This window comes from Anaerolineae bacterium (assembly GCA_014360855.1).
Lineage (GTDB): Bacteria > Chloroflexota > Anaerolineae > JACIWP01 > JACIWP01 > JACIWP01.
Window position 1 is genome coordinate 1 of the sequence record JACIWP010000081.1, and the last position, 11,810, is coordinate 11,810.

Below are 11,810 nucleotides of genomic sequence, written 5' to 3' on the forward strand. Positions count from 1 at the left end.
CCGGCCTGGAAGTCGTGGGGCGCGTCACTCAGGCGCTGGAAAGCATCCACCCCGCCACCTATATCGGCCAGGGCAAGGTCGAGGAGATTCAGGAAATCATCGCCACCCAGGACGTGGACATCGTTGTTTTCGACGTGGACCTGTCCCCCACACAACAGCGCAACCTCGAAGAAGCCCTCAATGTGCGTATCATAGACCGCACCGCTCTCATCCTGGATATTTTCGCCAAACACGCGCGCACGCGCGAGGGAGCCCTGCAGGTCGAGTTGGCGCAGTATGAATACCGCCTGCCGCGCCTGACGCGGCAGTGGACGCACCTCTCCCGACAGGGTGTGGGTGGAGTTGGCCTGCGCGGCCCTGGCGAGACCCAGCTCGAGTCGGACCGCCGGCTCATCCGCAAGCGCATCACGCAGTTGCGCAAAGAGCTGGAAGAGGTGCGCGAGCATCGCCAGCGTTACCGCCAGCGCCGGCGTGAGGCCGCGATCCCGACGGTCGCGCTGGTGGGTTACACGAACGCCGGCAAATCCACTTTGCTCAATACTCTCAGCGGCGCCGGCGTCCTGGTGGAGGATAAGCTCTTCGCCACGCTCGATCCCACCACCCGGCGGGTGAAACTGCCCGGGGGTAGGGAGGTGCTCTTCACCGATACCGTCGGCTTCATCCATAAACTCCCGACGATGCTGGTGGCGGCGTTCCGCGCCACGCTTGAGGAAATCAGCGAGGCGGATTTGCTCATCCATGTGGTTGACATAACTTCGCCGGCGGTGCTGGGACAGTGCCGCGCCGTGGCCAAAGTGCTCAAAGAGGTGGGGGCGGATCACATCCCTATTATCACTGCGCTGAATAAGATTGACAAGCTGGAATCGCCGGCGGCGGTACAGGAGATGCTGAAGCAGTTCCCCAACAGCGTCGGCATCTCCGCGCTGACGGGGGAGGGGGTGGACCGACTGCTGGAGCTGGTGGACCGCACGCTGACCCAGCAGATGATTGACGTGGTGGTGCGCATCCCGTTCAGCGCCGGCGAGCTGGTCTCCTTGTTCCACCGCTTCGGGTCCATTGAGAAGGAAGAGCATACGCCAGAGGGCGTGGAGATCGTGGGGCAGTTGCCGGTGGACCTGGCCGGCCGCTTCGCGCCGTATATGCGCTCGTAGACTTTCACCAGAAAATATCGGGGGAGACGGTGCGGATGCCGGCGTCATATCCGACCCGCTTGTACATCCGCACGCCGTTCCACGGCTCCCCCAGAATGCCGTCATGAATGGCCCAACTGCGCCCCCGCACGCTGTGCGCCAGCTCCGGCTGACGGAAGGGCGAGGAACGGTCCAGCCGCTCCCACAGCTCGCCGCCGGGGCGGAACTCCCGATCGATCCACTCCATTTTGACCCGGCCCTGGACATAGCCGCATCCATAGCGCTCGAACAGCACCGCGGTATGATACGCCAGCGGGGTGAGGAAGAAGGTATCGTGTCCCAGGGCGGCGGTGAAATCCTCTATCAGGAAGAGGACCTCGCGCAGGAGGCCCACGCCGCGGCGCACCTGGCCGGGAGCCAGGCCGGCCTTCATGGCCCGGATTTCTTCGGGGATGTTGCGCGCCAGAGTGCCGAACTGCGTGGGATTGCCATGCTCATCCCGGTCCACATGGAACCGCTCGGAACGCAGGTTATTGAGGATCACCAGCAGAAGCTCCAACTGGGAGAATTGGGTATCCGCCAGTTGGAGGTAGAGGGCACAGTCGGGTTCTTCGGGGACCGGGCGCACGCGGATGATAAAATACGCCGTGCCCGGAATCGTCTCGAATTCCACCGCCGGCCGGCCCTGCGCATCCACTAACCGGATGGGGTCAACGCCGAAATCTCGCAGGAGCATGGAGGGGATGAGCCGGCGCAGGATGGCATGCTTCTCCGCATCGGGCATCTGATTGAGCATGCGGATAGACCGTATGGGGACGCACTCGCGCCCCGGGATGCGCGCCGGCATGGCCCCCTCCGTTTACCAATCCCGCCGACGGGTGGCCTCCCGCCATTCCCGCTCCATCTCGCGCTCGCTGTCGCGTTGGGCAATGGCCTCCCGCTTATCGTACAGGCGCTTGCCGCGTGCCAGGGCAATCTCCACCTTAGCGAGATTGCCCTTCAGGTACATGCGCAGTGGCACGATGGTATAGCCCTTTTCCTGGACGCGGCTGGCCAGGCGCGCGATTTCCTGCTTATGCAGGAGGAGCTTGCGATCGCGCTTAGGCTCATGATTGTCGCGCGATGCCTGTTCGTACTGGGCGATATGCGCATCCACCAACCAGGCTTCCCCGTTGCGGATGAGGACAAAGCTGTCGCGCAGGTTGACGCGGCCGGCTCGCACCGATTTGATCTCCGAGCCGGTCAGCGCGATGCCGGCCTCAAAGGTCTGCTCCAGATGATAGTCATGATAGGCCTTGCGGTTGGTGGCGATCACCCGGATGGCCTCTTTATCCTTCGTCATAATAACCCTCGTTCGACCATATCTCACGATGGGAAATGGACATATACCGCCGCCGGCAGGAACAGCACACTGCCGGCGCTCCCACCGATGCGTTCTTTCAGGACCTCCAGCGCTTTTTCGAGCTGGGTATCGCGGCCGGCCTGATACTCCTCCCAGGACAGCTCGACCGGCACGTCCGGCTCCAGCCCGTTCTTGTGGATATCGCGCCCCTTGGGCGTGAACCAGTGCGCGATGGTGACGCGGAGCTGGGAGCCATCGGAAAGCTGGTGCACCTGCTGGATGGCGCCCTTGCCAAAGGTGCGTGTGCCGACGAGGAGGCCGCGCCCGGTGTCCTGGATGGCGCCGGCGACGATCTCCGAGGCGCTGGCGCTGGCCTGATTCACCAGCACCACCATGGGCAGGGATGGATCGGTGGCCAGGCCGCCGGCGAGGGCCGGATACTGTTTGGTTGTGCCATCTTTGGTCCGCTCCTCCGTGATAATGCCTTGTCCGACGAATTCACTGGCCACCGATACCGCCACGTCGAGCAGTCCGCCTGGATTGCCGCGCAGGTCGAGTATCAATCCCTTTGCGCCGTGTCTCTGCATCTCTTTCAGCGCCTCGCGCACCTTATCATCTGCCAGGGAATTGAACTCCCGCAGGCGCAGGTAGAAGATGGTCTCATCCTCGAGCCAGCGGGTCTCGACTGTGGGGATGTCGATGCGCTCGCGCGTGATTTCCACGGTAAATTGCTCCTGTGTGCTGGGGCGATAGATGAGAAGTTTCACTTTGGTGCCGCGCGGGCCGCGAATTTTGGCCACAGCCTCGGTGGTGCTCCAGCCCTGGATGCTCTCGCCGTCCACTTCCAGGACGATGTCCCCAGGGCGCAGGCCGGCACGGCTGGCCGGGCTGTTCTCAATCGGTTCCACAATGATCAGGAAGCCGTTCTCATCCGTCCGCACGGTCGCGCCAATGCCCTCGAACTGCCCGGAGATATCCTCGCTCACGATGCGGGCCAGCTCAGGGTCCAGCAGGACCGTGTAAGGGTCGTTGAGGCGCTGGAGCACCCCTTTGACGGCATCCCGGGCCGCCTGCTGTAGGTCGGGCAGGTCGCCGTAGAAGTTTTGCTCCAGGATATCCCAGGCCTCCCAGAAGAGCTGAAAGGCCTTCTGGCGCTCCTCCTGCACGTTGGCCGGCGGCGTCGGGGTAGGGGAGACGGCCAGCCGGCTCGAGAAGTGGCCGGCGGCGAGGCCGGCCATGAACACCGAGGCCAGCAGGACCAGTTCCAAGATGATAATCACGAATGCTTTCAGCCCACGATCCATAGGTATCACACCTCGCGCATGGGAAATATCAAGGCGCCTGTGCGATCAACGCCGCCACGCCGGCGTTCAGGAGTGCATCCACACCCTGCTGGCGCTGTTCCTCGGTCAGGACGACCACACGGTCCGGCTCAATGCCGGTCCCGTCAATCGGCACACGGGAGGGTCTCAGCCAGCGTGCGACGGTGATATGGATGGATGACCCGTCCGACAGGTCGAACACCAACTGCACCGAGCCTTTGCCGTACGTCTTTTCGCCCAAGAGCTGGGCGCGCTGATGGTCATGCAGGGCGCCGGCGACGATCTCCGCCGCACTGGCGGTCCCTCCGTTCACCAGCACCACCATGGGGATGTCGCCGGCTGTCCTGCCCTGGCGCACGGGGTAGCTTTTCTCCTCGCCGCCGCGGCGGACCTCATACATGAGCACCCCCTCCCGGAGGAACTGGCTGGCGACGTCCAGGGCGGACTCCAGCAGGCCGCCGGGATTATCCCGCAGGTCGAGCACCAGTTTCTCCATACCCCGGGCGCGCATTTCCTGCAGGGCGGACTGCACCTCCGCTCCTGTGCGCTCGGTGAACATGGTGATGCGCAGGTAGCCCACGTGCGGCGCCTGGTCGTCCAGCATGCGCCACTCCACCGACGGCGTCTGATACTCCTGGCGGGTGATGGTGAAGCTGAGCCGCCGGCCCTCGCGCTCTACCACGATCCGCACCGGTGTGCTCACCGGCCCGCGCACCAGCGCCGCGACCTGGTCCACGGTCATTGTCTCGCTGAGCACCACATCGTCCACCTGGACGAGCACATCGCCTTCCAGGACGCCGGCGTTGGCCGCCGGCCCATCAGGTTGGGGCTTCAGGACGAAGCGGCGGTCCGTCTCGCGCTGGTAGAGCCAGACGCCGATGCCGCCGAAGCGGCCGCGGTGTTCATCCCGCTCCAGCTCGCGATTGGCCGGCTCCACGAAAATGGTGTAGGGGTCGTGCAGTTCCTGGAGGGCACCCTTGAGCGCACCGTATGCCACCTGCTGAGGGGCGGGCAGATCGCCCAGAAAATGCTGTTTGACGAGGTGCCAGGCCTCCCAGAAGACGGCGAACGCGCCGGCCTCTTCCTCGTCCGGTTGGGTGGGGTCCAGCAGGACGATTTGCTGGCTGGGCGTATGGGGGGCGGCGCGGCTTTCGGCCAGGACCATATGGGTGGCGAAGCCGGCGGAGAAGGCCGCCGCCACGGCCAGCAGACATAACAGGACGATGGCCGCGGTTTTCAGGACCTGCCGCATGGCAGTAATCTCCTTACCCCGAAATGTATTTTGCATTGTAGCACAGGAGGGCCGGCCGGGCAAAGCCGCGCAACCTGATACCACCTTTCTGCCGCCAGTACGAGCTAACTTGACATCCCCCCCCCAGTGTGATATACTACAGATGTATTAGCCGTGGAAAGAGAGATATTTTGTCTGCGGACAAGCTGTCTTAGTGGGGAAACCCGGTATGGGAGGGGACGGCTGAATGCGCGAGGTGAAGGGGCGCGTGGATGTGCTGGTTGCTGGTGGAGGTACAGCCGGCCACATCGCGGCTATCCAAGCAGCTCGTGCAGGCGCTCTCACCTCCGTGATTGAGGCCGACTCCATGCTGGGCGGCACCATGACAGTAGGCGGCATTTACACCCCGTGTTTCTTCTTCGGTCCCGCCGGCCAGGTTGTGTCTGGGATCCCATGGGAGCTCTTTTGCAAATCCAAGCAGATAGAGGGTCTGCCAATTCCCGATCACCGCAAGCGTCGTCCTGTCGAGACACCTGGATTTTACAACTATATCAATGTCCCCATCTATGCGGCGCTGGTGGAAGAGGAGGCCAGTAAGGCCGGCGTTATCCTTCACTATCACGAATTCGTCGCGGATGTCCGCGCCGTTGGCGATGAATGGGAAGTCATTTCTCTCGGACGCGGCATTCAACGCATTACTCGCTGTAAGGAGATCATTGACTGCACCGGGGACGCGGATGTGGTGCGTATCCTGGGACTGCCCGTGGACAAAGGCCCCGAACGTCAGCCGGGCGCATATTCCTACAAGATCGAGGGCATCGAGTACGAGCAGGTTTGGGAAAAAGAGGCCCAGGTCCTCTTCGAGGAAGCTCTGGCCGGCGGCATTATCCAGCAAGGGGATTATGCGTTCCCTAACTGGGCGCCGTTTATGTTCTATCTCACCCAGGGCGGACACGAATGCACCCATGTGTACGATGCCGATACCTCTGATGCGGAGGGACAGACCCGGGCAAACATTGAGGGCAGGGCTCGCATGCTGCGGATGTACAAGTTTTTGCGGGAGTGGATGCCGGGTTGTGAACGCGTGGTGGTAAAGGCGCTGGCATATCGCGCGGTTTCTCGGGAGACCTATCGCGTCGTCGGCGAATGTACGATCACCCGGGATGATTTCCTGCAAGCCCGCAGTTATGACGATACTATTTGCAATGCCTTCAATTATATTGACATGCACAGCGAGCAGGGTTGTGATGTCATTTTCCATGAATCCCGGGAGATGGTGCCGAAGGTTCCTTTTCGAGCGTTGATTCCCCGGGGGAGTTCACGCATCACCGTCGCCGGCCGTATTGTGTCCGCAGATCGGTGGGCCCTGGCCGGCATCCGTGCCCAGTGCACCTGTATGGCCATGGGCCAGGCCATGGGAGCGGCCGCGGCCCTCGCGGTCCAGCGAGGGGTCCCATCCAGGGATATTCCAGCAAGAGATATCGTGGCGTTGACAGTGGAACACGGCGCCGTGCCGGTCTGAAGATCGCAACAGGGTGAGCGACACCGAAAATGCGTCAAATACGGGAAGCGAGCCGGGAAATACCGGTCCTGGCAGAAACGGATGTTTTGGTCGTGGGCAGTGGGCCGGGCGGCCTGGCGGCCGCCATCAGCGCGGCACGCGCCGGCGTGGACGTGATCTTATTGGAACGATACGGATGTTTCGGTGGGGTGATCACCCAGGTTGGGGTGGAAAGCATTGCCTGGTATCGACATGCCGGCACCGTTGATGTGGAGGGCATCGGGCGCGAGTTTGAAGAGCGAGCCTTCCAGATGGGCGCGAGCCGGCCGGAACCCCAGTCAGACAGCCAGGCACTGGACACGGAACTCTTCAAGTGTGTTGCCGACCAAATGATACAGGAGGCCGGCGTTCGTCCCCTTCTGCACTGCCTGGCGGTTGACGTAGTGATGGAAGGGAATGTCATTAAAGGGGTCATCACCGAAAGCAAATCGGGACGCGCGGCCATTCTTGCCCAGCGTGTTATTGATGCTACGGGAGACGCGGACATTGCCTTTCGCGCCGGCGCGCCCTGCCGCAAACTCCCTCGGGAGCAGATGATGGGCGTCACCGTGATGTTTTCCTGCTCCGGGGTCGATCGTGAGCAATTTCTGGAGTACGTCCGCCAGACTCATCCCACATATGGGGACTGGCAACAGCAGTGGGGGGTGGTGACGAGCGGCAAAGAGGATCATCTTTTCAGCCCAGCCCTGTTTGAGCCATTTCTGCAAGCGCGCCGCGATGGCGTGATTCCCCCCGAGCTGGACACCATTGGGGGAACGTGGAGCACCATTACCGAGGCCGGCGAAGCGCTGGGGTTGAACCTGGTCTATATACCCGGTGTGGATGGGACAGACGTATGGGACCTCACCCGGGCGGAAATGGAAGGCCGGCGTCAGGCCCTCTTAGCGATCGAGGCTTTGCGCAAATATGTGCCGGGGTTCCAGAAGGCACGTCTGCGAAACTTCGGCATGACGCTGGGTGTGCGGGACACCCGCAAGATCATCGGCCGTTACAACCTGACCGAGGAGGATGTCCGCAATCAGGCCAGATTTCCGGACGCGATCGGCATCTTCCCTGAGTTCATCGATGGGTATGGGATATTGATCTTACCGACCACCGGACGCTATTTCCAAGTCCCATATGGGATTCTCCTTCCTACGGGTGTGGAGAACCTGCTGGTGGCAGGGCGGTGTGTCGCCGGCGATAAGATTGCTCACGCCGCGACGCGCAACATGATGTGCTGTACCGTCACCGGCCAGGGCGCCGGCGTCGCCGCGGCGGTTTCCCTCAAGGCCGGCGTTCCGCCCAGCCAGATTGATATCGCCGGTTTGCAAGCCGCCCTCGTCCAGCAGGGAGTGCGGATCGCCTAGCCGGACAGGCCTTGGTCTGGCACATGGTGGAGCAGGCGCGTATACGCATTCATCATGGAAAGGAGGTGATGCACGACCCATCCAGGTCTACCTGTTTCCAGCGAGTATGGAGTCGCTGACAAGTCGAAGTCAAATTACTCGATCCCAATCAAATGGAGATGTACGAGGAGGGAAGAACTATGAAAGCGAAGTTGCTCGGTCTGCTCGCGGTCGTTCTTGCGGTGAGCATGATTGTGGTGGGCTGTGCGCCGGCACCTACACCACAGGTCGTCGAAAAAGTCGTCAAAGAGACGGTGGTCGTGGAAAAGCCGGTCGAGAAGACGGTTGTGGTCGAGAAACAGGTGGTGGTCACCCCGACCCCTGGCAAGCCGCAGCCGAAGGGCACCCTGCGGTTCGCTCTGTCTGGGGAGCCGAACTCGCTCTACATCCCCGCTACGGCGGACAAGAACGCAGACATTGCGGCCTCCCAGTTGTACGATCCGCTGGTCTTCCAGGACGATGATGGCACGATTGTGCCGGCGTTGGCCGAGAGCTGGGAAGTCTCCAAAGACGGCACAGAGTACATCTTCCATCTCCGGAAAGGCGTCACCTTCCACAACGGCGAGCCCTTCACCGCCGATGATGTGATCGCCACGTGGAAGTACGGCATGGGAGAGGGTTCCGCCTGGCCCGACCGCTATTCCATCGCCAAATCGGTGGAGAAAATTGACGATTACACCGTGCGGGTGACCACCGATGGTCCTAAGCCCCTCCTGCTCGTCACCATGCACGATTTCTGGTCCATTATCCCCAATGAGTACATGGAAGAGGTCGGTCTCGATGGTTTCCAGAAGCACCCCATTGGCACCGGCCCCTTCATGTTCGTCGAGTGGGTGAAGGGCGATCACATTACGTACCAGGCCAACCCGAACTACTGGCGTGAGGGCCAGCCGCGCGTGGAGAAGGTGATCTTCCGCTTTATCACGGAGTCCTCTACGCGCGTCGCCGCACTGACCGCGGATGAGATCGACCTGACCAAGCGCTTAACCGCTGAGGAAGCCGATCAACTGCTCAGTGTGCCGGGTGTCAAGGTGATCCAGTACCCTGTGGCCCGCATCTTCTACATTGCGTTCAACAACCTGACCACCGGGAAAGGACTGCCGACGGAGGATGCCAAGGTTCGCCAGGCGATGAACTATGCCGTGGACGTGGATGCCATTTTGAAGTCGCTGTTTGGCGGGGCAGGGAAGCGTGCGGCAGGCTTTGTAGCCAGCTCTGAGCTTGGGTACGGTGTGGTCAAGCCATTCCCGTATGACCCGGAGAAAGCCAAGCAGTTGCTGGCCGAGGCCGGCTATCCCAACGGCTTCGAAATCGACATGGCCTGTCCCACCGGCGCATACTCCCACTTTGAGGAGGTGTGTCAGGCCGTTGCCGGCTATCTTGGGAAAGTCGGCATCAAGGTGAACCTGGAGTTCATGGAATCCGCCCATTACTGGGATCTGGAGGCCAAGAAAGAATTGCCGCCGCTCTTTGGCGATAGCTGGGCCGATGAAAGCGGCGAGGCGTACAACCGCCTGAAAGGTGCCCTGGGCGGATGGGATGCGCCGTACTCCTCTTGGTCTGATCCAAAGATTGACGAACTGCTCGATGCCATCTCCAAGGAAGTTGATCAGGCCAAGCGCAAGGCGCTCTATGAAGAACTCCAGGTCTACATGCAGGAGAACCCGCCGTTCATCTACCTGTACGAACCCTACACCTTTGAGGCGATGCGCGACCGGGTCATGGATTACCATCCGCGCGCGTCCGAGATGTGCTATCTGAACAAGGTTTGGCTGGCTATGCCTGAATGATGCGCGGCGTTGCCGGCGGCCCGGGAGAACCTGTCAGGCCCTCCCGGGCCGCCCCCTGTCCCTTTTACATTGTTACGAACCGGAGGAGAAATGCTTCGCTATTTTTTCATACGCCTGGGCCAATCGCTGGCTCTCATGTTCGGCGTATTGCTGCTGGTGTTCATGATGCTGCGCGTGACGGGGGACCCGGCGGCACTGATGCTGCCGCGCGAGGCCAGCGCCGCGGAAATTGAAGCATTTCGGGAACGAATGGGGTTTAACCGCCCGATCATTGTCCAGTTTGTTGATTTTCTCAGCAAGGCAGTGGTCGGGGATTTCGGCGAGTCCCTGCATTTCAGGACGCCGGCGATGACGCTCGTGACCCAGCGACTGCCGGCCACCGTTGAACTGGCTGCGACGGGACTGCTCTTCGCGGTGCTGATTGGCGTGCCGATCGGCATGATAGGAGGGTTGAAACCGGGGAGTGCGGTAGACTCTCTGGCTCGCTTGCTGGCTTTGCTGGGGCAAAGCATCCCGAACTTCTGGCTGGCAATGCTGATGATCCTCTTCTTCGGCGTTCGCCTGCGCTGGTTCCCGACCTTTGGGCGAGGTGCGTGGAACTCGGTGATTATGCCGGCGTTTGTGCTCGGCCTTCCCGTGATGGGACAGATCGTTCGTCTCACCCGGTCTACCGTGCTGGAAATCCGCAGTGAGGACTTCGTCCGGACCGCGTACAGCAAGGGCCTGGAACCCCCTGTCATTTACCTGAAGCACATCCTGCGCAATGCCTCCATTCCCATCATCAGTGTGATCGGCGTGCAGTTCGGATATATGCTGGGCGGCTCGATTTATATCGAGACCATTTTCGCCTGGCCAGGCATGGGGCAGTTGCTCCAGTTGGCAATCGGATGGCGCGATTTTCCGCTTGTGCAGGCTATCGCCATTTTCACCAGCACGGTGGTGATCGCATTGAACCTGCTCACTGACCTCGTGTATGCGATTATTGACCCGAGGATTCGCTATGGCCTCTGAAACCAGTCCTCGTCCGGCTGACAGTCTGCTGGATATCCAGAAAACGTGGTGGGATCGTCTGGCCTTTATTGGCCGCCTGTTGTGGCGCGATAAAGGAGGGATGCTGGGCTTATTCCTGTTCCTGCTGGTGGTATTTTCCGCCGCCTTCGCGCCTTGGATTGCTCCACATGACCCCCTAGAACAGATTATGGAAGACAGTAAGATGCCGCCGGCCTGGAGCGTTGGGGGAAGCTGGGAACACCCGCTGGGGACCGATACCCTGGGCCGGGACATTTTCAGCCGCATCATTTACGGATCGCGGGTCTCTCTCACGGTGGGGTTCTTCGGTGTCTTGATCGCGGCTACCCTGGGGATGATCATCGGGGCCATCGCCGGCTATTTGGGCGGCAGGGTGGACTCTGTCATCACGAACACGGTGAACCTTGTTCTATCCTTGCCGTACCTGCTCTTTGTGGTATTTATTGCGGCTATCTTTGGCCGAAGCCTGCTGAACGTCATCCTGATATTCGGTATCACGGATGCGCCCATTTTCGCACGGGTCACGCGCGGGGAGGTGTTGAAGATCCGAGAATCCGGTTATGTGGAATCCGCGCGCTGCGCCGGCGCAAGTTGGGTCCGCATTGTCTTTGACCACATTATGCCCAATCTGATCGGTCCCTTGATCACCCTTGCCACCTTTGAGATGTCGGCGATGATTTTCTACGAAGCGGGCCTCGGATTTCTCGGATTGAGCGTGCCGCCGACCGTTCCCAGTTGGGGCAACATGTTGGCGGCCGGCCGGCAGTATCTCACCAGCTACCCTTGGATTGCAACCTTCCCTGGCTTCGCTATTATGATCACTTCCCTGGGAATGAACCTCCTTGGAGACTGGCTGCGCGATGTGCTGGACCCCCGTCTGCGCCGCGCACGGAAATAAGGGGCTTGGCAAATGGCGATCATCCTGGAAGTACGGGACCTGAAAACTCGCTTTTACACGGTGGACGGCGTTGTCCATGCCGTCAACGGCGTCAGCTTTGACCTGGCAAAGGGGGAAAC

At 61.1% G+C, this 11,810-nt stretch carries 11 protein-coding genes; 7 read left to right on the forward strand and 4 right to left on the reverse strand.

Annotated elements, in window-relative coordinates; all coding sequences use genetic code 11:
- Window positions 1–1,151, forward strand: a 1,151-nt coding sequence (hflX, locus tag H5T60_06110) for a GTPase HflX (GenBank protein MBC7242001.1), incomplete at its 5' end; no start/stop codon positions are given.
- A gap of 4 nt (window positions 1,152–1,155) precedes the next feature.
- Here hflX and H5T60_06115 read toward each other — a convergent pair.
- From H5T60_06115 to H5T60_06130, 4 genes are read right to left on the reverse strand one after another with little or no spacing between them, the layout of a single operon-like run.
- Window positions 1,156–1,977 (reverse strand): hypothetical protein, encoded by an 822-nt coding sequence (locus tag H5T60_06115; protein MBC7242002.1) that lies wholly within the window; start codon window positions 1,975–1,977, stop codon window positions 1,156–1,158.
- 12 nt (window positions 1,978–1,989) lie between these two features.
- Complete coding sequence (gene smpB, locus H5T60_06120; GenBank protein MBC7242003.1) at window positions 1,990–2,472, reverse strand: SsrA-binding protein SmpB; 483 nt, start codon at window positions 2,470–2,472, stop codon at window positions 1,990–1,992.
- 23 nt (window positions 2,473–2,495) lie between these two features.
- On the reverse strand, window positions 2,496–3,776 hold the full coding sequence (locus H5T60_06125; GenBank protein MBC7242004.1) for a S41 family peptidase: 1,281 nt from the start codon (window positions 3,774–3,776) through the stop codon (window positions 2,496–2,498).
- 28 nt (window positions 3,777–3,804) lie between these two features.
- Entirely contained in the window at window positions 3,805–5,046 is a 1,242-nt protein-coding gene (locus H5T60_06130) for a S41 family peptidase (protein ID MBC7242005.1), read from the reverse strand.
- A 226-nt stretch (window positions 5,047–5,272) separates the two neighbouring features.
- On the opposite strand from H5T60_06130, the gene H5T60_06135 reads away from it, so the two are divergent.
- The 6 genes from H5T60_06135 to H5T60_06160 form a co-directional block, all read left to right on the forward strand.
- Window positions 5,273–6,547: an FAD-dependent oxidoreductase gene (locus tag H5T60_06135; GenBank protein MBC7242006.1), complete on the forward strand. Its 1,275-nt coding sequence runs from the start codon at window positions 5,273–5,275 to the stop codon at window positions 6,545–6,547.
- 29 nt (window positions 6,548–6,576) lie between these two features.
- On the forward strand, window positions 6,577–7,935 hold the full coding sequence (locus H5T60_06140; protein ID MBC7242007.1) for an FAD-dependent oxidoreductase: 1,359 nt from the start codon (window positions 6,577–6,579) through the stop codon (window positions 7,933–7,935).
- Between the two features lie 179 nt (window positions 7,936–8,114).
- Entirely contained in the window at window positions 8,115–9,764 is a 1,650-nt protein-coding gene (locus H5T60_06145; GenBank protein MBC7242008.1) for a hypothetical protein, read from the forward strand.
- Window positions 9,765–9,854: 90 nt separating this feature from the next.
- Complete coding sequence (locus H5T60_06150; protein ID MBC7242009.1) at window positions 9,855–10,775, forward strand: ABC transporter permease; 921 nt, start codon at window positions 9,855–9,857, stop codon at window positions 10,773–10,775.
- Window positions 10,765–11,691: an ABC transporter permease gene (locus H5T60_06155; protein MBC7242010.1), complete on the forward strand. Its 927-nt coding sequence runs from the start codon at window positions 10,765–10,767 to the stop codon at window positions 11,689–11,691. The genes H5T60_06150 and H5T60_06155 overlap by 11 nt, the downstream gene beginning before the upstream one ends.
- 12 nt (window positions 11,692–11,703) lie before the next feature.
- Window positions 11,704–11,810: peptide ABC transporter ATP-binding protein (locus H5T60_06160; GenBank protein MBC7242011.1), on the forward strand; the 107-nt coding region annotated here is incomplete at its 3' end.